At 43.2% G+C, this 21,225-nt stretch carries 19 protein-coding genes and 1 tRNA gene; 10 read left to right on the plus strand and 10 right to left on the minus strand.

Features of this window, described 5'->3' with window-relative positions:
* Positions 1–76 precede the first annotated feature (76 nt).
* A complete protein-coding gene (locus tag RMX69_RS20705) occupies positions 77–340 on the minus strand; it encodes a hypothetical protein (RefSeq protein ID WP_289797373.1) in 264 nt (87 codons plus the stop codon).
* A gap of 637 nt (positions 341–977) precedes the next feature.
* On the opposite strand from RMX69_RS20705, the gene RMX69_RS20710 reads away from it, so the two are divergent.
* Together RMX69_RS20710 and RMX69_RS20715 are read left to right on the plus strand one after the other, a co-directional pair.
* Complete coding sequence (locus RMX69_RS20710; RefSeq protein ID WP_322638581.1) at positions 978–1,466, plus strand: DUF1499 domain-containing protein; 489 nt, start codon at positions 978–980, stop codon at positions 1,464–1,466.
* Between the two features lie 342 nt (positions 1,467–1,808).
* A tRNA-Val gene (locus RMX69_RS20715) sits at positions 1,809–1,880 on the plus strand.
* Positions 1,881–1,921: 41 nt separating this feature from the next.
* On the opposite strand, the gene RMX69_RS20720 is transcribed toward RMX69_RS20715, so the two are convergent.
* Complete coding sequence (locus tag RMX69_RS20720; protein ID WP_322638582.1) at positions 1,922–2,686, minus strand: methyltransferase domain-containing protein; 765 nt, start codon at positions 2,684–2,686, stop codon at positions 1,922–1,924.
* Positions 2,687–2,816: 130 nt separating this feature from the next.
* Here RMX69_RS20720 and hisC point away from each other — a divergent pair, with 130 nt between their 5' ends.
* Entirely contained in the window at positions 2,817–3,866 is a 1,050-nt protein-coding gene (gene hisC, locus RMX69_RS20725) for a histidinol-phosphate transaminase (protein ID WP_322638595.1), read from the plus strand.
* Between the two features lie 251 nt (positions 3,867–4,117).
* Here the strand turns inward: hisC and RMX69_RS20730 are convergent, their stop codons facing one another.
* Together RMX69_RS20730 and sat are read right to left on the minus strand one after the other, a co-directional pair.
* Entirely contained in the window at positions 4,118–6,229 is a 2,112-nt protein-coding gene (locus tag RMX69_RS20730; protein ID WP_322638583.1) for a caspase family protein, read from the minus strand.
* A gap of 230 nt (positions 6,230–6,459) precedes the next feature.
* Complete coding sequence (sat, locus tag RMX69_RS20735) at positions 6,460–7,638, minus strand: sulfate adenylyltransferase (protein ID WP_322638584.1); 1,179 nt, start codon at positions 7,636–7,638, stop codon at positions 6,460–6,462.
* Positions 7,639–7,824: 186 nt separating this feature from the next.
* Here sat and RMX69_RS20740 point away from each other — a divergent pair, with 186 nt between their 5' ends.
* Positions 7,825–8,478, plus strand: a complete 654-nt coding sequence (locus tag RMX69_RS20740; protein WP_322638585.1) for a Uma2 family endonuclease — start codon at positions 7,825–7,827, stop codon at positions 8,476–8,478.
* Between the two features lie 24 nt (positions 8,479–8,502).
* Entirely contained in the window at positions 8,503–8,919 is a 417-nt protein-coding gene (locus tag RMX69_RS20745) for a hypothetical protein (RefSeq protein WP_322638586.1), read from the plus strand.
* Positions 8,920–9,515: 596 nt separating this feature from the next.
* Here RMX69_RS20745 and mnmA read toward each other — a convergent pair.
* Positions 9,516–10,571, minus strand: a complete 1,056-nt coding sequence (mnmA, locus tag RMX69_RS20750; protein ID WP_322638587.1) for a tRNA 2-thiouridine(34) synthase MnmA — start codon at positions 10,569–10,571, stop codon at positions 9,516–9,518.
* 541 nt (positions 10,572–11,112) lie between these two features.
* Between mnmA and RMX69_RS20755 the strand changes: the two genes are divergently transcribed.
* The 4 genes from RMX69_RS20755 (at position 11,113) to RMX69_RS20770 (ending at position 14,714) form a co-directional block, all read left to right on the plus strand.
* Complete coding sequence (locus tag RMX69_RS20755; RefSeq protein WP_322638588.1) at positions 11,113–12,036, plus strand: hypothetical protein; 924 nt, start codon at positions 11,113–11,115, stop codon at positions 12,034–12,036.
* A 304-nt stretch (positions 12,037–12,340) separates the two neighbouring features.
* Positions 12,341–13,315 (plus strand): cysteine synthase A, encoded by a 975-nt coding sequence (locus RMX69_RS20760; RefSeq protein WP_322638589.1) that lies wholly within the window; start codon positions 12,341–12,343, stop codon positions 13,313–13,315.
* Positions 13,316–13,394: 79 nt separating this feature from the next.
* On the plus strand, positions 13,395–13,733 hold the full coding sequence (locus tag RMX69_RS20765; RefSeq protein WP_289800006.1) for a (2Fe-2S) ferredoxin domain-containing protein: 339 nt from the start codon (positions 13,395–13,397) through the stop codon (positions 13,731–13,733).
* 48 nt (positions 13,734–13,781) lie between these two features.
* Entirely contained in the window at positions 13,782–14,714 is a 933-nt protein-coding gene (locus RMX69_RS20770; RefSeq protein ID WP_322638590.1) for a DUF5331 domain-containing protein, read from the plus strand.
* A 5-nt stretch (positions 14,715–14,719) separates the two neighbouring features.
* On the opposite strand, the gene RMX69_RS20775 is transcribed toward RMX69_RS20770, so the two are convergent.
* The 5 genes from RMX69_RS20775 to RMX69_RS20795 all read right to left on the minus strand — a co-directional run bounded on the left by RMX69_RS20775 (position 14,720) and on the right by RMX69_RS20795 (position 18,837).
* Entirely contained in the window at positions 14,720–15,715 is a 996-nt protein-coding gene (locus tag RMX69_RS20775; RefSeq protein WP_322638591.1) for a folate-binding protein, read from the minus strand.
* Positions 15,716–15,971: 256 nt separating this feature from the next.
* Positions 15,972–16,958, minus strand: a complete 987-nt coding sequence (locus tag RMX69_RS20780) for a zinc-dependent alcohol dehydrogenase family protein (protein WP_322638592.1) — start codon at positions 16,956–16,958, stop codon at positions 15,972–15,974.
* A gap of 308 nt (positions 16,959–17,266) precedes the next feature.
* The gene (locus RMX69_RS20785; protein WP_289797386.1) at positions 17,267–17,482 is read right to left on the minus strand and encodes a DUF1816 domain-containing protein; all 216 of its coding nucleotides are present in this window, start codon (positions 17,480–17,482) and stop codon (positions 17,267–17,269) included.
* 124 nt (positions 17,483–17,606) lie between these two features.
* Complete coding sequence (locus tag RMX69_RS20790) at positions 17,607–18,074, minus strand: Hsp20/alpha crystallin family protein (protein ID WP_289800007.1); 468 nt, start codon at positions 18,072–18,074, stop codon at positions 17,607–17,609.
* Positions 18,075–18,348: 274 nt separating this feature from the next.
* Positions 18,349–18,837, minus strand: coding sequence for a hypothetical protein (locus RMX69_RS20795; RefSeq protein ID WP_289797387.1), 489 nt, complete (start codon positions 18,835–18,837; stop codon positions 18,349–18,351).
* 163 nt (positions 18,838–19,000) lie between these two features.
* Here RMX69_RS20795 and RMX69_RS20800 point away from each other — a divergent pair, with 163 nt between their 5' ends.
* On the plus strand, positions 19,001–20,929 hold the full coding sequence (locus RMX69_RS20800; RefSeq protein WP_322638593.1) for a serine/threonine protein kinase: 1,929 nt from the start codon (positions 19,001–19,003) through the stop codon (positions 20,927–20,929).
* The last annotated feature ends 296 nt before the right edge of the window (positions 20,930–21,225 follow it).

Raw genomic sequence — 21,225 nt, forward strand, 5'->3', positions numbered from 1 at the left:
GACTATAGCTTTACTCTGAAACATTAATACAAAACTACTATCAGATTTGCCCAAGGCAAGCAATCTCTCTGGTTAACTAAGATACTTTTGGTTGCTGCCATAGGATGAGTTTCAACTCAGAGCAGTAGTAAGCCTCATCACTGATTTGGTGTTCGTGGTCAGCTATCCAATCATAAATTTGTGTTGCTTTTGCTAATGCCACTTTTTCTGAACGATAAAGCTGAGGAGTAGGGCAGTAGGCTTGGCCATTGATGTGTATAGCTGCAATCTGCCAATAATCGCTCTCTGGTATAACTTCTAAAAACCCGTTACTGTAAGGCTGGATTATTCCTATGTTCATCTACAACCATCAAACTTTCTAATATTGACCACAACAAAGCCGATACCAGCCAATTCTTCCGAGTCAAAGCTGGAATCACCAGGGAATGCAGTCGCAACCCCTGTTAATGATTTTGGGTTCGTAGTCAATGGAAATCTGAATTATTGGTCACTTTTTAGGTTTGATTCCCTTATTGGCAGCAACAATAGCACAAGGCACTTCTTGCAAAAGTGCTTTTTGCACTCTCGTCGGAACAGGGTAAAGGTTAAAGGGGAAGGGGAAAATACAAAACCTTTACCTTTTCCCGACAAATGCCAAGAAGTCTAAGGGACTGGTCGGCGCAGCTACATTAGACCTGCCTTGAAAATAAGGCAGGAGGCAGGAGGAAAAGACATTTTCATTGTTCTTTGTGAGCGCAGCTCATGAAGTCTCTTGCAAAAGTGCTTTTTGCAAGAGGTGGGAAAAGGGTGCATGTTAAAGGGGAAAGGGAAAATACCAAACCTTCCCCCTTTTCCCTTCCCCTTTTCCCGACAAATGCCAAGAAGTCTATTGTGATTGCCCAAACTCAGAGTGTGGCTGGATAGATGATAATCTGTAGAGCGAACAGGCAACTGGCAGTACTCACCCGAAAGAACCGAACAAAAGGAGTAAATTTATTATGTCCCGTCTACTAACAGCGTTCCGGCAGAAATTATTACGGAGTATCGCTTTTGCAATACTCTTAACTTTGATTAGTAGTTTAATACTTCCTGGGGCTACTTGGGCTGCTTCTAGCTTGGGAGTTGAGAACGGTCATCTGAGTTCTTGTCCAGCTTCAGACAACTGTGTTGTCAGTCAAAACGCAGATGCAAAACACGCTATCGACCCGATTCCTTATCATGTAGACCGTAATGCAGCTAGAGAAATCTTACTAAAAGTTATCGGTGTTGTTCCCCGTACAGAAATTGTAGAACAAACAGATAATTACATCCACGCTCTTTCTAAAAGCCGCATCTTCCAATTTGTTGATGATGTAGAATTTTATTTACCTCCTAATGAGTCAGTAATTCATCTGCGCTCGGCATCTCGCGTGGGAGAATCCGATCTCGGTGTCAACCGCAGACGAGCCGAGCAGATTCGTCTGGCTCTACGCGATTTAAACATTTGATTTTGTCGCTACTTGTTTAACTGATAGAAGTGCGATCGCAATACCATTTAAATAATTTATACTTATATACTTAGTGGAGAAATGTCAGACTATCTGCAATGATTGTGCTTTCCATACCTTAGTAGAAGAAGCGATAAAGTGCATTCACCCTGACGAATTTGGGGTTAATTGTTCTACCGTAGTTTTCTGCAATTCATTTGAGCCAGAACTCATAATTGACAGTCCTTGCGTGACATACGGCAATGATGAAAAATGACGTTAAAAGTGTAGGCGCAACAACTAAGCCTTTGGCATTTCAACTTACCTTGCTATTTAGTAAATTATGGTAATATAAAATGTCTTGGGCGATTAGCACAGGGGTAGCGCACATCCTTCACACGGATGGGGTCACTGGTTCAAATCCAGTATCGCCCACTTATACACAGTAAGGTTTTCAGCTAACTAGCTTCAGTTTCTTAAATACGCCCCCACATTAAGATGCGCTTGTAGGGGAAAAAGAACGGACGCTCATCCTCTAGCAACTCGAATAACTTCTGCTGATAGCGTTCCACAAATCGCTCATAGGTTTGGGCATCCAGTTGGGACTCATAAGCCGTTAGCAATGTCCCGCGATACCACTCCACCACGGCTTCTCGTGAGGGCAACACATGCTCATAAATTTGAAGCTTGACTTCCTGCTTGACAAACCCCAATTTATAAAGCATTCGGGCATATGTTTCTGGGGGAAGTACCTCTAAGCGGCGCACATATCCTTTTAATTCTTGACTGAATTCATGTGCAGTCTTAACTGCTATCTGATGCACTGGCTCACTATCCATCGTTGGTATTTGTACGGCAAGCTGTCCACCAGGTCGTAGTTTTGCCCGCAATTTCTCAAATAAAACCTCATGTCCCGTCAACCACTGCAATGCCGCATTAGAAAAAATCACATCAAACTCCCCATCTCCTGGGTTTTCCTCAATCCGTCTTTGCTCAAACCGTAGTCCATTGCCTGCAAACTGACGCGCCTTTTGCAGCATTTTCTCAGAAGCATCTATCCCTAAAGTCTCCTGTGCTGCTAGCGTTTCATGCAGATATTTAGTTAACTTTCCGGTTCCACACCCTAAATCAAGAACTCGTAAGTTTTCTTGCCGATGTACCATGTCTACCAAGTCGTAGAATGGACGACTTCTTTCAGCTTGAAATCGTTCGTATAGTTCTGGATTCCATTTATCTGGCATATTTTTATAATTCGTAATTCGTAATTCGTAATTCGTAATTCGTAATTTATAAAGTGGTATGGCATTCGACTCCGCTCACCAGCCGCTCAGTAACTATCGTAGAGATCCCAACCCAATTTACCATGTCCCTATGACCAACTACTTTCGCTCTAATGTTGATGCAATGGCTAGCTACATTCCCGGTGAGCAGCCTCGACGCGGTACACAAATTATTAAACTTAACAGCAATGAGAACCCCTATCCTCCTTCTCCTGCGGCTTTAGCTGTGCTACGAAATATTGATGGTGATTGGTTGCGGCGGTATCCAGAACCTTTCGGGGGGGAGTTCCGGGAAGCTGCAAGTAAAGTTTTAGGAGTTCCTAGTGATTGGATAATTGTCGGAAATGGCAGTGACGAATTGTTGAGTGTGGTAATTCGAGCCTGTGCTGAACCTGGGAAGAAGGTAGTTTATCCGATGCCTACTTACGTCCTATATCGCACATTAACAGAAATGCAAGCGGCGGAAATTATTGAGATTCCCTACAGCAAAGATTACAGTTTACCAAAGGAAGAATTAGTTGCTGCCAATGGGGCGGTAACATTTATTGCGTCGCCCAATAGCCCATCGGGGCATGTGGTGGCAACAAATGATTTGCGAAAATTAGCCAGTCAGTTATCTGGAGTTTTAGTGATTGATGAAGCATACATAGATTTTACCGAAGAGAATGCATTGGCTTTGGTTAAGGAATACGAAAACGTCATTGTGCTTCGGACACTATCTAAGGGGTACTCGTTAGCAGGATTGCGATTGGGCTTTGGGGTGGCGAATCCCAAACTGTTGCAGGGATTGTTTAAGGTTAAAGATAGCTATAACATTGATGCGATCGCTTGTGCAATTGGTACAGCTGCTATCACTGACCAAGCTTATAAAAATGCTTGTGTAGCCAAGATTAAAGCATCACGGACTAAGTTAGCAACAGACTTGAAACAATTAGGTTTTCATATCTGGGATTCCGAAGCTAACTTTTTGCTGGCACAGCCAAGAGAAGGAAACGCAGAATATCTCTATCAAAAACTCAAGGAACAGGGAATTTTAATTCGCTATTTCAAGCAGCCTGGACTAGATGATAAATTACGCATCACTGTTGGGACAGATGAGCAAAATCAGGCTTTATTAGACGCACTAACTACAAATCTTTAATTATCAGACCTCTTGCAAAAGTCCCTAACACCACACCCCCAACCCCTCCCCGCTCTTCGGGAGGGGAGACAAAGCATAGCTTTAGCGGGGTGGGGTTCTTTCTTATTTTTGATTTATGCAAGAGGTCTATCGAACAGGAGTCAGGAGTCAGAATTCTGACCGAAAAAGCAGATAGCGCAGGGTCTAGTAGAAAACCTCTTGATTCTGAATTCTGAATTCTGAATTCTGCATTCTTCTTCAATCACATTAACTTACAACACTTGAAAACTAAAGCTAAGACTTGCCCAATTATTCACATCCAAGCTATGTGAATCGGCTGCTGTAACGTTCATCTCTGTTTTGAGGGCACTAGCGTTATGTAAGTCTTGTAGCAAGGCTTGTACAACGTCTAAGGAATTCAACAATGGGCCAATTGGCCCTTCTTCGGCTGTGGAATACTTGGCAGTGTTCAAGGCGGCGAGAGTGCCGTTAAAGGGGGCAGTACTAAAAATCAGTTGGTGTTCGCACTCAGAAGTGGGCCCTGAAATCACCCATTCGGAAGCAGTATTTGTTTGGGGTAGAGTGAGGGTTTCACCTGGAGCAATGACGACTTCTTTAAGTAGAGGTTTGGTGTCCGCAGTGTTTGATTCTTGGGGAGTTTCCCAAGAATACAAGGCGATCGCTGTATGATTATTGTTTAATCCCAGCAAGATTAAATATACTGGGCGATCGCTCTGGTTTTCTACCCGATATTGCATTCGACTACCGATAGGGACAATCGGTGTGGGGAGTGATTTTTGAATCGAAGTTTCTGTTTTGAAAGTTCGTACTGTTTCGCGCTGCATGATAACGCGAGTTGATATGTTGTTAATTATTTCTAAGGTTGCCTTAAGAGGCAAGCGGGAAGAACCTTGATTTTCTGTAAGTCGCCATAATTTAGCTGCTAACAAGGTTGATAATTTTGGCGCTAACTTTTGCACTGTTAATTTTACAGCTTCTCCTGGTTCCCCAGTGGCATTGGAAATTAGTTCGCCACCAAGAGAAAATAAACCATAGCGACTAGGTGTTTGCTGTAGTTTGGCAAATAAATAATCAGCTGGTTTTTCCCCTGCAACTACGGTAGAGACATGGGGAAATGCAGCAAAGGCACTTGTAGCGTCTACCCGCTCAATTCTTTCCAATCCAGTATCCAGAGCAATTATTAAATTAATATTTCGGGGTAAAACCCGGACTGCTTCTTGGACAAGTTGCCCGATTTGTAGGGGATTTGCACCTTCTATTTGGGTAATTTGCGCTTTTGCTGTTAACCCAGTCCGCGATCGCAATACTAATTCTTCTGTTGTTGTTGCTAAGGTAAATCGAGAATTCACTCCGTAGTATAGCAGCACTTGTGGCGGTAATCCTGCTAACCACAGCTGGACTGTTTTGCCGTCTTCTTCAATAGCTGTCACCGCGCCTTCTGCACCAATAATATTGTCTGGCGGTAGAGACGTTAAATGTTGATTTTTTTGACTACTTAATAACGCTGGTTGCTGTTTACTACCCAATTTGGATAGAGAATTTTCCATATAGGAGAGAGCGACTTGAATTCTGGTAGTTGGGGTGAATTCCCACAAATACTGCGTCAAGGCATAAGTAAATAACCCAGCACTAAAACCAGAAAAGAGTTCTTCCCTGGCAGACTGCTTGGGATTTGAGGTAGCTGCTAAGACAATCGGCGTGCTGGATAACTTTTGAGTTTTAAGTTGTTGGAGAAAGTCTAGTTCTTCTGCTGCTAGCTTTGCCTCTACTGATTCTGGAAGGGCGCGACTTTTTAATCCTAATACTGGGGTTGGCGCATAATAGCTAGTATCTAATACTGCTGTGACTCGATTTGTAGGGAGCGATCGTAATAATAGCAGTAGAGTTTCTTCTAATATATAGTTGACTATTTTCTCGTCTTGTGATTCTGAAATGGCATTAGTTGCCACCAGAGCGTTTTGCATTGTATCTGGCGATGTCTCTAATTTGACACGACTGCCATAACCGCTAAAGTGAAAGACGACCACATCATCGAGTTTAGCTTGCTTACCCAAACGATCCAAAAAAGCCGCCTCAATCAATTCCCTACTAGCTTGTTCCTCAGTTAAAGTTAGGATATCTGACCCTTGGAAACCAAAGCGATGAATCAAAAGTTCTCTTTGTAGTTCCACATCCGTCAGACAACCACTGAGGGCTGGAATTTTTTGGTATTGGTTAATACCTATTAACAATGCCAACTTACGCGGACTGGGTTGTGCCAAAGCCTGATAATAGCGATTTCCTAAAGACAACCACTCAGCTTCAGTTATCCCCAATACCGCCAGTATTGAGCCAATTCTCTCTAAAAACGTGCGACGTTTCATAATTAGCTATCAGCCCTCAGCTATCAGTTAGCAGCTTACAGGGCTGAACTCTGTATTGTAAAGTTACAAAAACGTGGGGAGCGGAGCAGGGCAGGGGAGCAGCACTTCGGCTACGCTCAGTGACCAAGGAGCAGGGGAGCAGGGGGAGAATTCGTAACTCCTAACTCTTCACTCCTAACTCCTAACTCTTAACTCAGCACTCAGCACTCGGAACTGTTTTGCCCAACGCCCTAAGCTGGTACTTCTATTCGCATTGCCCGCGCCAATTCTGCTGCTACCTCTGGACGAGAAAATTCTGGTGGAGGTAATTCACCGCGCCGCAGCATTTCCCTAACTTTTGTCCCTGATAGGTGAATACGTTCTTCTGGCCGGCTGGGACTGGTTTTAGATGTTGCCATCTGCTTAGTGCGCGTGCAGTAGAAAGCGTGTTCAAATTTCATCGGCACAATGCCTAATTCACTTGGTTCAAATTCATCAAAGATGTATTGAGCGTCGTAAGTGCCGTAATAGTCACCGACACCAGCATGATCTCGTCCGACGATAAAGTGAGTACAGCCGTAGTTTTTGCGGACTAAAGCATGGAAAATCGCCTCACGAGGCCCAGCATAACGCATTGCGGCGGGATTGATTGCCAAACTTACTCTGTCTAATGGGTAATAATGTTCCAGCAAAATTTCATAGCAGCGCATCCGCACATCAGCGGCAATATCATCTTCTTTTGTCGCCCCGACTAATGGGTGCAAAAATAGACCATCAACGATTTCTAAAGCGCACTTTTGAATATATTCATGGGCGCGGTGGATGGGGTTGCGAGTTTGAAAGCCGACGATGGTTTTCCAACCCTTGTCTTTAAATAGTTGCCGTGAGGCAGCTGGATCGATTTGATAAGTGGGAAACTGGGGATGAGGTTCGCGTTGCAACAACCAAATATCACCCGCCAGATGTACAGTACCTTGGTTATAGAGTACCTGCACACCGGGATGTTTGACATCATCAGTGCGGTAGACTTTGATTGCTTCGCGGGTTTTGTCGTAGTTATACTTTTGGGTGAGTTGCAAAACTCCGATAAATTCGCCTCTGGAGTTATCCAGACGGATTAAGCCGCCTTCTTGTAAGGGGGAAGCTACTTCTTCGCTTACCGATAGTGTAATCGGGATTGACCACACAAGACCGTTAGCTAATCGCATTTCTGTGACAGTGCGATCGTAGTCTTCTTGGTTCATAAAACCCGTCAACGGACTAAAAGCACCGATCGCAATCATTTCTAAATCGGAAACGGCGCGATCGTCAAGTTGCACTCGCGGCAAAAAGTCAGCTTTTGAGAGAAACTCTGCTCTTTGTTCTGGTGTGGCGATACGGTTAACCAACTGTCCACCGTGGGGAGCTATGGCATCTGGATTGTGACTCAACGTAATCCCCTCTCTGCTTTTACTGTTATTGTTTCAGATTATGTACTAACTTATCAAATGCTGGTACGTAGAGAAAAAGAGTTTAGGAAATGGAAGAAAATTTTGCAACTAGCTGTAAGCGATCTGATTAGGTTACGCTAAAGCTAATCCAGCCTCAAGTTTCAGAATAGTTCCTTGGAATTGCTTATGACTGCTGTATCCCCCGTTGTTAAACCTGTTAGCCAAATGCGGCTAGCGCCTGGTAGTACAGTGAATGTCCAGGATATAAGTTGGGAGGAATTTGAGTCTATTTTGCAAGAACTGGGCGAAAAGCGATCGCTACGAGTTGCTTACAGCAAGTCTACGTTAGAAATTATGGTTCCTCTACCCGAACACGAAAAATCAAAGGACTTAATTTCGGATATTGTAAAAATTTTGCTGAAGATTGCAGGGAAAAGTTATGAACCCTTTGGTTCAACCACCTTCAAGCGGGAAAATATAGCGGGGGTAGAACCAGATGCTTGCTTCTACATCCAAAATTATCAAAGAATGATTGGTCGTCGCAAACTGGAACCAAACGATCCGCCTCCTGATTTGGCAATTGAAACAGATGTGACATCAAAAACAACTCTTGATGCATACGTTGCGATCGCAGTTCCAGAACTATGGATTTACGATAGTAAAAAGCTAATAATTCATTTACTCAGGGATGGACATTTCGTCGAATCTGATAACAGTCCTAACTTTCCAAATATCCCTATAACTCAAATCATTGCCGCTACAATTGAACGAGCTTGGCAAGTAGTAACCGTACAGGCTTTGAAAGAGTTTGAAGAGGCAATTAACAAAAGTATTTCTTGATTAATTTCTAATATTTCATCAAGTATGTTTGATCCGATAGAGTACGCTGATGAACGAATGGACTCAAAACAGGAAAATGATTTACTGAAGTGGCTTCGTCAACTTGATGACGAGCAGAAATTTACCTTTGTTTGGCGCGTGCTAAGTGCAAATGCTTGGAAAGGATGCGAATTAGCCAAGCGATCGCAACTCAAGCCCATTTTTTTGGAAGTGATTCTCGAAAAAGGACTTGTTTACGGTGATGCAAGTTCAGTGGAGTGGTGGATTAAAGCAGTTTTACCCGGTTTAGGTCAGAGACGAGTACTTGAGATTATCAAAGCTCATATAGACATTGCTCCATTGTCTGTATATACAGCACTTCCGGCAGCTATGAGGTACATCCTCAAAGCTGAAAGCTATGATAGAAAAGGGCAAAAAGAAAAACTGTACTGTATTGCATAATAGCTGTCAGTGCTTTAACCCAAGTTTTTCTAGTCCTCTTCTAGAGGACTTGCACCATTAGGCAGGGAATTCTATTCCCTGGTGGTCTGTATTGCATAATAGCTGGAAGTGCTGTAAAACGCTGTATTGGCTACCCTGGTTATACCATAACCAATCAAAACAAATTAAAAATGAGATCCTGATGCTTCAAATAGAATTCAGTAAAAAATATCCAAATTATCGACCCCTTAGAAGTGTAGGTACTCATGCTTAAGAGTTGATTGTACAATTACTGGCTGCGTGCGATCGCTTGCTAAAATTCGTTGCTTGCTGCAATGTGATACTGATATGTCAATAAATGGCAATTTTTGCCATGATATGTTTTAGTAACAATTAGCAAAGTAATACTAGTGAAAAGCATCAATATAATATTTATACCTGACGCTATGTGATCTTATGTAAAGAAAAAGGTTTGCAAATGCAGGCAGAAGTTCGCGGATTATAAACAGAAAATCATCACATTTTGGATATCTTACAAAATCCCAATACCGAAGATGATTCTTCGACATAATTAAAGAGACATTGCATTGCAACGTCTCTATATCAGCGATTAATTGTTAACTAAATTGTTCAATTATTCCGCCACCTAACACTTTCTCGCCGTCGTACCACACCGCCGCTTGTCCGGGGGTGATACTGATTTGAGGTTCATCAAACACCAAACGCACGCGGGAGTTTTCCAACGGAATCACCATCGCTGGTGTAGCCGTTGAACGATAGCGAATTTGCACTTCGGCATGAATTGGGGTTGATGGTTCAGCAATAGAAACCCAATTTACCCGATTTACAGTGCATTCTGGCTGAGTTACCTTAGTGCGATCGCCTACTACTACTTTATTATTTTCCGCATCTAATTCAATCACATACAACGGTTCGGCAGCCGCAATTCCCAAACCTTTGCGCTGACCAATGGTGTAGTGATGGACACCATCATGCTGTCCCAAAATTTTGCCTGTAGTATCGACAATATCGCCTGTTTTGGGGGCTAAATATTTATCCAAAAATGCCCGCATGGAACCGTTACTTTCCACTAAGCATAAGTCTTGACTTTCTGGTTTATCAGCAGTTTTCAGCCCGTATTCAGTCGCAATCCGCCGGGTGTCAGTTTTTTCTAGTTCGCCCAAAGGAAATATCGTTGCTGCAAGTAAATCTTGAGACAAATCATAGAGGAAGTATGACTGGTCTTTGTTGCGGTCAACAGCCCTTAATAACTGGTAACGTCCAGTTGCTTCGTCATGGCTAATTCGGGCATAATGACCAGTGGCAATGCGATCGCATCCCAATTCTTCACGAGCATATTGCACCATTGGCCCAAACTTCACCGTTTTATTGCACTGGGAGCAAGGCAAAGGTGTAATTCCAGCACTGTAACCAGTTACCAGGTAATCGACAATATGTGTCTGAAAGACATCCCGAATATCGACAATCTGATGGGGAACGCCCAATTGTTCACAAAGTTCAGCCGCGTCGATCATACCTTCAGAGCAACATTGACCTTTGCCTTTCATTAGCCAAAGAGTCAAACCAATCACTTCATAGCCCTGATGGTGCAGGATAGCTGCGGCGGTGGAACTGTCAACGCCACCAGAAAGACCAACGACGACTTTTTTCATACAAAGCACGACACGATATGCGTGGTTGTCCAATTGTAGCATATACTCTTCAAAGCCTTGCTACTAAAGCGCTTCAGTTTTAAAGGCAGGAGGCAGTGTTTCGACTACGCTCAACAACCAGACAGGAGGCAGTGTTTCGACTACGCTCAACAACCAGGCAGGAGGCAGTGTTTCGACTACGCTCAACAACCAGGCAGGAGGCAGGTGGTCACGGAGCGTTGGTCATTGAGCGTAGCCGAAATGAGTCAAAGTGAGACAGAAAGGAAGAGAATTTGACTTGTTTCTTCCATCCATAACAGAAGCGATCGCGTCCGTAAACAGCTTTCATCTAAGATTAATTACAGATGTATGTTTTGCCACGCAGATGAGGTAACTTTACGTTAACGCTATATAGTTGCTACAACGGTGAACTAATTAGTTCCTGATGGAAATTACCTAAAAATACTGTGACTACTTTCTAACTATTATGTCGAGAGGAATATCAAGTCAATTTATCCCATTTCAGAGGCTACGCCGAAGTTCTAAGGGTTGGAAGCCTACTATGAGACTTCTCTTTTTGTTAGTGGGAGGATGGTTAGTACTGATTCCCGACTCTACCCCAGCAAAAGCACAAATTTCCAACAGCAACGTATTACTAGCTCAAGAAACTGGTGAGATTTTACCGCCAACGCCAATAGTTCCTTTTGGTCAACAGCCATCACCGCAGTTACAACCAATTCAAGCAGAGGACTTCAATCAACCGGAAGTGAACTTTCAGCCCACTCAACCAGTACAAGACACTCAATTTGAGCAGAATTTTCAGCCTTCCCAACCATTACCGAACAATCAGTTTGAGCAGAACTTTCAGCCCTCTCAACCATTACCGAACAATCAATTTGAGCAAAATTTTCAGCCCTCTCAACGTTCACAGTTTAGTCAATATAACCAGAACTTTGAGCGGTATTTAGTTTACGTTGATGGTAGTGATTTTCAGACACTACAAGCCATACGTCAGATTGAACCCAGTGCTTACATTCGCCAGTTCCAAGGCCGGACTGTAATTCAGTCAGGAGTTTTTAACAGAGTCGCCAACGCCCAACAACGGGTGAATGAGCTACAGTCACGAGGCATATATAACGCCCGAATAATCAGCTTTGGTAACGGACAGGAAATAAATGCAGACAATGGCAACTATAACTATATAGACGATCGCAATAATATAAATGCTAATAGGCGAGGCTCTAGATATTATGTCGCCATTCCCACCACTTCTGAACAGTTACCTGCGATCGCAGCACAAGTTAGGCAGAATCTAGGCGGATTGACACAAGATTTAGGACGATCTGGCGGAGTCCTCGAAAGGACGCAACCACGGGGCCCACACGTAGCAGTCGGGCCTTTCCCCAATCGATTCCAAGCTGAGGAATGGAACAGGTATATGCGAAAGCTTGGATACGTTAATGCCAGAGTTTACTACGGAAAGTAAATAAGTGGGGAGTTAGGATTGACATCCTCACCGACCTAAAGGCGCTCTTAAGAAGGAGTAATGAGTAATAAGTGATAAGTAATGAGTAAATACCCATTTTTCATCTACTCATTACTCCTTATTCATTACTTGAAAGCATTGCGTGAAGCCTTGGGATTCAGACCCAAATATGTGGTGAGATAGGAAGTACACCAACGGCAAGCGCTCCAATGTAAGTATCATAGAATTTTAGGCAAATCAGTTGTAAATCATGCTACAGCTATAAGCCAAAATTTTTATAGAGACTCACACAAGTACAGTCAAAATGGATATAAAGAATGGCTTCGTTGGCGCTGTTGGCAACACCCCTTTAATTCGCTTAAACAGTTTTAGCGAAGAAACAGGGTGTGAAATCCTTGCAAAAGCAGAATTTCTCAATCCTGGGGGTTCTGTCAAAGACCGCGCCGCACTTTACATCATCGAAGATGCAGAAAAGAAAGGTCTGCTTAAACCTGGTGGCACGGTTGTAGAAGGAACCGCTGGTAATACTGGCATTGGACTTGCACATATTTGCAACGCCAAAGGCTACAAATGTCTAATTATTATTCCCGATACCCAGTCACAAGAAAAGATAGACGCACTAACAGCACTAGGAGCAGAAGTTCGTCCCGTCCCTGCCGTACCTTACAAAGACCCGAACAACTACGTCAAGCTATCTGGCAGAGTAGCTGCTGAGTTGGAAAATGCCATTTGGGCAAATCAGTTTGATAATTTAGCCAACCGCCTCGCCCACTACGAAACCACAGGGCCGGAAATTTGGACGCAGACAGATGGTAAAATAGATGTATGGACAACTGCAACTGGTACTGGTGGTACTTATGCTGGTGTAGCATTGTACTTAAAAGAACAAAATCCAGCAATTAAATGTGTTGTAGCCGATCCGCTGGGTAGTGGACTTTATAGCTATGTCAAAACTGGCGAAATCAAGATAGAAGGAAATTCCATCACAGAAGGCATTGGTAACGGTCGTGTCACAGCCAATATGGAAGGCGCACCTGCTGATGATGCCATCCAAATCGATGACCAAGAAGCTTTGCGAGTAGTTTACCAACTGCTGCGGAAAGATGGGTTGTTAATGGGCGGCTCAACGGGTATTAATGTTGGGGCAGCTGTTGCCTTAGCGAAGCAATTGGGGCCAGGACATACCATTGTCACCATCTTGTGTGATAGTGGTTCCCGGTATCAGTCGCGGATATTCAACCCGGAATGGCTAGCCTCAAAAGGACTTTCAATAGATTAGTAATTGTCATTAGTCATTAGTCATTGGTCATTAGCTTCCGACTTCTGACTTTTGGCAAATGACAAATGACAAAGGACAAATGACCAATATTATTCAACCATCAGACTTCTCAAAAATAGATCGAGACTCTGCTCCTAAATGTGTGCGAGTCTGCCAAAATCGTACTTGTAAAAAGCAAGGTGCAGCCAAGATTTTAGCCGCTTTTACCGCTTTGCCAATCCCTGGTGTAACTGTAACGGCTAGCAGCTGTTTAGGACAATGTGGCAATGGACCGATGGTGCTGATATTACCCGATATGGTCTGGTATAGCGGCGTTCAACCGGATGAAGTATCTCTACTGATAGAAAATCATTTGCTAGGTGGTCAAAGAGTCAAGCAGATGCTCTATTATCGGTTTCATCCCCAGAAATCAAACTAATAAATAATATCAATCTCTGCAATCTTGTTGACTGAAGTGAGGCATCCAATGAATATCCAGCAGCTGCGTCAATCCTTAAAACAAAAGTGGCTTATTTACTACAAGCAAAATACTTCCTGGCTGGTCAAAATGCGAATTTGGGCCACTTACGATGGTCTACGCCGTCCTTTGTCCGGTTTTATTTTGGCAACACTGTCTGTTTTAGAACCCCAGTTTGATGAAATACTTGCTTTTATGTTGGAGCTGAATAACGATCCAGATAAAATAGTCGCCGCTTTAGGTCTTAACTTCAATCCTGATGAAGAGTTACGTTTAATCAAATCAGAGCATTCTATGGCTATAAGCCAAGTTGAAAGCGAGTCGCCAGATGAGAAGCATTTTGAGGATAAACATTTATCATCGGCTGTAACTGCTAGCAAGATTGCCTCTCATTCTCTTGCCAATACTCTAGATTCCAACTTGCCACGCGCCGACCGAGTTGTTCGATCATTTACAGCTACTACTGAGGTAAGTCGCACACGCGAACCTGCGTTGGTAGTAGCAAATGCAACTAAAATTGCTCCAGATACTCCGGTAAAAACGCCATCCTCCGGTTTGCCAAGGGAATATCAACTAGTACGCTGGCACTCTGGTCAGTTACCTTCAGGAGCATCGGCGACAATGACCAGTGAGGTCAACAGCAAAGCCAAAACTATGCCATCTGTGGCGTTAGCTACCGAAGTTAAGAGCAACGCGCCATCTAGCCGAATCCCTGTGGATGCATCGTTGGCAATTACCACTGATATTTCTAGTAACGGCAAACCAGTGCGATCGCCAACAATTACTACTGAGGCTAAAAGTAACGTTCAATATCCGAATATTCAACCACAAGAGGTTCAGAGCAAAGTGAATTTACCAACTACAAATGCCCGTAGTATAGCTTCTTGGGTAGATGAATTTTGTTACGGCGCTAGAGAGAAAGAAAAAGATATTTTGATTTGAACTACTTACGGATATTCGTGAGAAACAAACGGAATTTCTATGACTTCACCCTCAGTTTCTCCCACTTTGACTTTTAAGCCTACACCACCAGCTTTGGTGCGAATGTAACCTAGTCCAAAGTAACCATCAGCGGTTTCTGTGTAACTAGTCAGTTTACCGACCTTTTCATCTGCAACTGCGATCGCACTTCCAACTTCTACAGGGGCATTGAGGCGGATACCTAAAAGGTGTTGTTTTACACCTTTATATGTGTTTAACCGAGCAATAGTTTCTTGCCCAATATAGCAACCTTTAGTAAAAGAAATTGTTTGCCACAAACCAACTTCTAGAGGATTGTAATCATCTGTGAGTTCCGCATCTGGGGCGGGGCGGCCTTGTAAAATTCGCAAGGCATCCCAAGCGCGATCGCTCATCTCTACCGCCCCAGCTTCTAACAATTTGTTCCATACCGTTTCTTTATCAGTATAGGGGAAAGTGAAGGTGTATCCAGGCGTGGCTAACCCACTACCCACAGCAATTCGCACGCCCTCAGCCGGAGCGATCGTGTATACTTGGTGACTAGCGTAAGGTTGTCCAATAAGTTCGCCAATACCCAACTTTTCTAAAACAGCGTCGCTTCCTGGGCCAATCAGGCTGAAGGTATTGGTGTATTGGGTAATATCAGATAATTCCACCTTATCTGCATAGAAAATATATTTATCCAGCCATTCCATCAAAAACTGGCGACGGTTAGGTGAAACCAGCAAAATTACTGCATCTTCTCTAACGTAAGCGGTTACTAAATCAATTGTTCTGGCTGTGGAAGTGACAAAAACCGTATCACAACCTTGTCCTGGTTTGAGTATTTGGAAATTGTTAGTACTTTGGTTGTGTAAGAAATTGAGGCGATCGTCGCCAGCTACTTTAATCCGTCCCCAAGCGGTGCGATCGCAGATTGCAACCCCAACTCTGGCGGCTTGGATAGCTGCTGCGTCTTTATCGTCAAGTGTAGATGTTGGCATAGCGATGAGAAGTTGCCCTGTTTCAATGTTGTCGCACTGGAAATCTTAGCAAATAAGCGTTTACAGCTTCAATGTACCTCTGGTTTTGTTCTAGCAATGATAATGAGCATGAGCTTCCCATTCCTTTAATTGATAGGACGCTCAATCATTAATTCCCTACTAGCAAACTATTTAGACATTCATGGTGATGAAAATTTTTTCACTGGGACTGCCTTCTGCATGACTCGATAAATTCATCAAATTCTGCTGATTCTTCTCAATCTACTACCAACACAGCAGCACCACAAATCTTACCGCTACGTAGAGATTCTAAAGCTTCATTTGCTGCTGTGAGGGGAAATGCTTCAACTTCCGTGTGAATGGGAATCTGAGGTGCTAAAGCTAAAAATTCCTCTCCGTCTTGCCTAGTAAGATTAGCTACTGACCTCAATATGCGTTCTCCCCAGAGAATTTCATAGGGAAATGTTGGAATATCGCTCATATGAATTCCAGCACAAACTACTATCCCTCCCTTACACACAGTCTTCAGCGCAGCAGGGACAAGGGAACCAAGCGAAGCAAAAATTATGGCTGCGTCTAAAGGTTCTGGTGGGAATTTATCGGAACTATCAGCCCAAACAGCACCTAAACTACGGGCAAATTCTTGACCTTCAGTATCGCCAGGACGAGTAAAAGCGAATACTTGGCGATTTTGATAGCGAGCCACTTGAACCAAAATATGAGCAGCAGCACCAAAGCCGTAAAAACCAATATTTTTGGCATCCTCTACCATCCTAAATGCCCGATAGCCAATCAAGCCAGCACATAACAAAGGAGCTGCTTGCAAGTCGGGGTAATTAGGGGGAATGGGAAAGCAGAAGCGATCGCTAGCAACCGTATATTCCGCATAACCACCGTTAATTTGATATCCAGTAAATTGAGCTTGATCGCAAAGATTTTCTCTTCCGGCTAGGCAATAACGGCAATGGTTGCAAGTATGTCCAAGCCAAGGAACACCCACTCGTTCCCCAACTCGAAATTTTGTGACTTTTTCCCCTATCTTGACTATTTTACCGACAATTTGATGACCGGGAATTAAGGGTAACTTAGGGTTTGTTAGTTCCCCGTCAATTATATGTAAATCTGTGCGGCAAATACCGCAAGTATGTACCTGAATCAGAACTTGATTGGAAATAGGAGTAGGTAAGGGTAAATCGGCAAGTCGCAGTGGTTTTCCGGGTGCATCCAAAATCATTGCACGCATATATTTTAGTCCTCAAATTATGCTGCAAAAATTGTAAATGCTTAATAAGCAGGATGTGACATGAATAACATCCAAATAAATAGAACTAGAAGCAATGTGCCAATTTTGACGATTAGATACATCCAACTGTCTGGTATCAGTAAATGTTCCATTAAATGTTGCATTAAAGATTCCATAAATTCTCACCTCCGTTATTTTGCTTCAATCAGCAATTTTAGGTGTTTTTTTCAGAGTATAAAGTTTAGCCTAGCTTATACTCCTACCTATATTTTAGGAGCGAAAGTTACTATTTAGTACTCTATTTTCTCCTAAAAAATCGTCAGAACATTAGGCTGGCATTGTTTGACTAGTGTAACGATGTTCCTGGCTCCTTCCTGATATAAGTCTTCAACGTAGCCACTTCTATAAATTTGTGCTTCTTTTTCAGTATCAAAAGGGCCAAAGTAATAAGTACACTCTGGAACATCGGTGTTAATTTCTACCCACCAGGCAAACTCTGACTGATTAGATTGAAATAAATTCATCAGGGATACAAAAATTAATTAAACTTGATTTCCGAGATGCTTTGATGAAGACGAAGAAGAAAGGGAGCAAAGGGGAAGGTATTTCATCTCTGCTCTCCGCTCCCCTGTTTTGAAAACAGCAAACTTAACCAAGGTTAATCTTGATGGCTTTTTTCTTCTCTCCTTCAATCTTCGGTAGGGTGAGGGTGAGAATGCCATTTTTGTATTCAGCTTGCGCTTTGTCCTGTTGAACGTGAGCAGGTAGCGGAATGACTCGCTCGAATTTACCATAATGGAATTCAGAGCGCACCATACCTTTTTCTTCCGTCTTGCTTTCAGACTTGCGTTCGCCACTGATTAAAACAGATTCTTCAGTAACTTCTACATTCAAATCTTTAGATTCCAGCCCCGGAATTTCTAGTTTGAGGTGAAGCGCCTCAGAAGTTTCTTCCATTTCGGCAGAGGGTATAAAGGGAAGTGCAGAGACTCCTCCATTGCCACTAGGGAGCATCCGCTCAAGCAGGCGGTTCATCCGTTGTTGCAAATGTTCCATCTCCCGCAAAGGTTCCCAACGTTCAATTTCTTGGAAAGGTTGCCAATGAGTAATCGGCATAATCATTGCCTCCAATATTCGTGATTTCAAACTTGATATTTCAAATTGATCGTCGCTACTTTTATAGCTTTAACTTCAGTGTGTGCTGAATCTAGCAAGCTACTAGGCACAAGATAGTAAAACCCTTTTGCAAGCAAGAAAGATTTTGCTGCTATCTTCAGATTAAAAAAGAAATGTGAGGAACTTGTGAGAAAACAATTGATATTTTTTTAATTACTATGGTTGCGTCTGACTCACCTCCGTAATCTGAGAACTTATGAAGGTATTTTATTTGTTAACTCTCCGGCAATTTAGCAAACGCCTGTTCCACTAACTCCTTGGACTTAGCATCCAAACGCAGCCAATCCACTTCACCGAATTCATCGATTAAACTAGTATCAATATCAGCAACTTCCTTCTGTGGTGTGTATGCAAGAAAACACACTTCATAACACAGTTCCCACAAATCGATACTCGCTTCTTGCTGTTGACGCTGCAAACGTAGATGATATCCTGGATGGGGCATCGGCAGACGAGCTAGAGTTCCTCTGATTTCATCTGCTTCTTGGGGTGTTGCAGTTTCCATTGCTTGCAACAGTTCAGTCACTAATGCTTTGATTTCATCAGTGGTGCTAGGCGGCCAAATCAGGACATCATGGTAAGTCCCTGTCCAGGAAGATTCATCAAGCTGCTTGCGGATATTGTCGATAACGCGAATGAAAGCAGGTTGCATGAGGATTTCAGCCTGCTGCCATGCAACTGGATTTGTTATTTTAGGTGGCATTGGTAATAAACAGGGGCACTAAAAGAAAAATAAACAGTCTGCGTTTATTAAAAAGCTGCGTTTTTAATCTAAATCTTTTCTCAAGATAGCGGATTTCATTGAAGAAAATTTGGAGATATTTATTACCAGCTGGAAAATTAGGTAATAACTCTGGGGAGGGAATATGATAGGCAAGCTACTAGACCATCGTTACAAAGTAATTCGAGTCCTCGCGATGGGAGGATTTGGTCAAACCTACATTGCCCAAGATACTAGGCGGCCTGGCAATCCCATTTGCGTTGTCAAGCACCTCAAACCCGGAACTGACTCCAGAGTTTTTGATACTGCTAAACGCCTGTTCAGCAGCGAAGCCGAAACTTTAGAAAAATTGGGCAACCATGACCAAATACCCAGGTTGCTAGCGTATTTTGACGAAAACCAAGAATTTTATTTAGTACAAGAATATATTGAAGGACATACGCTAGCTGAGGAACTGATACCTGGTAAGCGCTGGAGTGAAAGCCAGGTAGTTCAACTGTTGCAGGAAGTTCTAGAGATTCTCGAATTTGTCCATCGCCAAGGCGTGATTCACCGCGATATCAAACCGGATAATATCATCCGCCGCGCCTCAGATAATAAGTTAGTTTTAGTAGACTTTGGGGCAGTGAAGCAACTGCGTACACAACTGGTAACAGTGGGCGGACAAGCCTCTGCCACAGTAGTTATCGGCACTCCTGGCTATATGCCCACAGAACAAGGGCAAGGTAAACCCCGTCCCAACAGCGACATCTATTCCCTTGGCATCATCGCCATTCAAGCATTAACAGGATTACAGCCAACAGAATTGCAAGAAGACCCGGAGACGGGGGAAGTTATTTGGCGGCATTCAGTAACCGTGAACCATCGACTGGCAGCAGTGTTGTCCAAGATGGTGCGTTATCACTTCAAAGACCGCTACCAAAACGCGACGGAAGCACTGCAAGCATGTAAAGACGCGATTAATCCAGTACCTGCACTTTCCGCACCTCAAGAAGTCGCCAACAATTCCAGTTACCAAGCAGCCAAATCCCAGCCTCAAGTATCTCGGCTGCAAACTGTTGCATTTGCACCAGCAAATCCTATCCCTGCCAAACCTGCGCGTAAAGACTCTAGTAAATCCGACCCCTGGCCGATATTAATTGGTATATTACTGGCGGGTGGTGCGGCTGCCTTGGTAACAAATGTATATCCCAATGTGAAAAATTTAGCTTTAAATCTTACAGGTAAGGATACGGCCTTAGCAAACAAATGCTCGGCTGTTGTCGTCGGAAATTCTAATATCCGTTCTGAACCTAGTTCGATAAATTCTAATAATATTGTGCAAACTGTTGCTAATAATACCAATTTCGAGGTGACTGGCAAGCGAACAAAAGCAGGTTGGGTAGAGATTAAACTTAAATCTGGTAGTTTGGCTTGGGCACACCCGACCGTGATAACTAATAATCAGGAATGGGGTTCTTGCCTACGTGAAAAGGGCATTGCAACTAGGATTGTAGATGATAGTAGCTTGATTGCGACTCGAACAATTTCTCAGCCAAAACCAAAATCTAAGGATGTAGTAACTCCATTACCAGAAAAGCCGAAGGGGTCAACTGACGACGCTGAGAAATCACAAAGATCGCAGCCTAATGATAACAGTGCCAATATTGTAGAACAAGCGAAAAAGAAGTATGATTCAGGGGATATAATTGGAGCGATCGCACTTTTAAGATCGGTTCCGGCAAATGCTGCTTCTGGTATCCAAGAGACGGGCAAAATGATTGCCCAGTGGCAGGAAGATTGGGCAAAGGCGGAGGCATTATCTAATGAGATTAATAAAGCAATAGATGATGGGAAATGGGATAAAGTTTTAGATTATAGAAACCATCCAGAAAAATTGCCTAATACTCAATACTGGCGAAATAGAATAGAACCATTATTTAAACAAGCAGCCGAAAATCTGGCAAAACAGGCACTAACTGAGCTAGAAAATCAAGGTAAGCAGAAAAACACCCAACAGAAACTTCCCGATACTAACCAACCTGAAACCACACAGAGTCCCAATACCACGGAAACTCCTAAAACTGACTTTTAACAGTTATCAGTAAACACAGTTATTGCTTGTTTCCAGCTTCTTCTGATATCATGTCTGCTTGATTACTTACTAAACCCCAAGAACCCCACCCCGCCAAAGCTGCGCTTTGTCTCCCCTCCCCGCTTGCGGGGCTACGGTGTACACACATCTCTTGACTAGGTACAGAATGTGGTTTGATCCCCCTAAATCCCCCTTAAAAAGGGGGACTTTGATTCTAGTTCCCCCCTTTTCAAGGGGGGTTAGGCAGGGTGGATTAATTGTCGAGAGAGAAAATATAACATAGAAGGATGATTCCT

The sequence above is a fragment of the Nostoc sp. EspVER01 genome (assembly GCF_034530635.1).
Lineage (GTDB): Bacteria > Cyanobacteriota > Cyanobacteriia > Cyanobacteriales > Nostocaceae > Nostoc.

Excerpts from the sequence above, each read along its gene's own strand:
- RMX69_RS20705 (WP_289797373.1), bottom strand. The coding sequence starts at position 340 with ATGAACATAGGAATAATCCAGCCTTACAGTAACGGGTTTTTAGAAGTT.
- RMX69_RS20710 (WP_322638581.1), top strand. The coding sequence starts at position 978 with ATGTCCCGTCTACTAACAGCGTTCCGGCAGAAATTATTACGGAGTATC.
- RMX69_RS20720 (WP_322638582.1), bottom strand. The coding sequence starts at position 2,686 with ATGCCAGATAAATGGAATCCAGAACTATACGAACGATTTCAAGCTGAA.
- hisC (WP_322638595.1), top strand. The coding sequence starts at position 2,817 with ATGACCAACTACTTTCGCTCTAATGTTGATGCAATGGCTAGCTACATT.
- RMX69_RS20730 (WP_322638583.1), bottom strand. The coding sequence starts at position 6,229 with ATGAAACGTCGCACGTTTTTAGAGAGAATTGGCTCAATACTGGCGGTA.
- RMX69_RS20740 (WP_322638585.1), top strand. The coding sequence starts at position 7,825 with ATGACTGCTGTATCCCCCGTTGTTAAACCTGTTAGCCAAATGCGGCTA.
- RMX69_RS20745 (WP_322638586.1), top strand. The coding sequence starts at position 8,503 with ATGTTTGATCCGATAGAGTACGCTGATGAACGAATGGACTCAAAACAG.
- mnmA (WP_322638587.1), bottom strand. The coding sequence starts at position 10,571 with ATGAAAAAAGTCGTCGTTGGTCTTTCTGGTGGCGTTGACAGTTCCACC.
- RMX69_RS20755 (WP_322638588.1), top strand. The coding sequence starts at position 11,113 with ATGAGACTTCTCTTTTTGTTAGTGGGAGGATGGTTAGTACTGATTCCC.
- RMX69_RS20760 (WP_322638589.1), top strand. The coding sequence starts at position 12,341 with ATGGATATAAAGAATGGCTTCGTTGGCGCTGTTGGCAACACCCCTTTA.
- RMX69_RS20765 (WP_289800006.1), top strand. The coding sequence starts at position 13,395 with ATGACCAATATTATTCAACCATCAGACTTCTCAAAAATAGATCGAGAC.
- RMX69_RS20770 (WP_322638590.1), top strand. The coding sequence starts at position 13,782 with ATGAATATCCAGCAGCTGCGTCAATCCTTAAAACAAAAGTGGCTTATT.
- RMX69_RS20775 (WP_322638591.1), bottom strand. The coding sequence starts at position 15,715 with ATGCCAACATCTACACTTGACGATAAAGACGCAGCAGCTATCCAAGCC.
- RMX69_RS20780 (WP_322638592.1), bottom strand. The coding sequence starts at position 16,958 with ATGCGTGCAATGATTTTGGATGCACCCGGAAAACCACTGCGACTTGCC.
- RMX69_RS20785 (WP_289797386.1), bottom strand. The coding sequence starts at position 17,482 with ATGAATTTATTTCAATCTAATCAGTCAGAGTTTGCCTGGTGGGTAGAA.
- RMX69_RS20790 (WP_289800007.1), bottom strand. The coding sequence starts at position 18,074 with ATGCCGATTACTCATTGGCAACCTTTCCAAGAAATTGAACGTTGGGAA.
- RMX69_RS20795 (WP_289797387.1), bottom strand. The coding sequence starts at position 18,837 with ATGCCACCTAAAATAACAAATCCAGTTGCATGGCAGCAGGCTGAAATC.
- RMX69_RS20800 (WP_322638593.1), top strand. The coding sequence starts at position 19,001 with ATGATAGGCAAGCTACTAGACCATCGTTACAAAGTAATTCGAGTCCTC.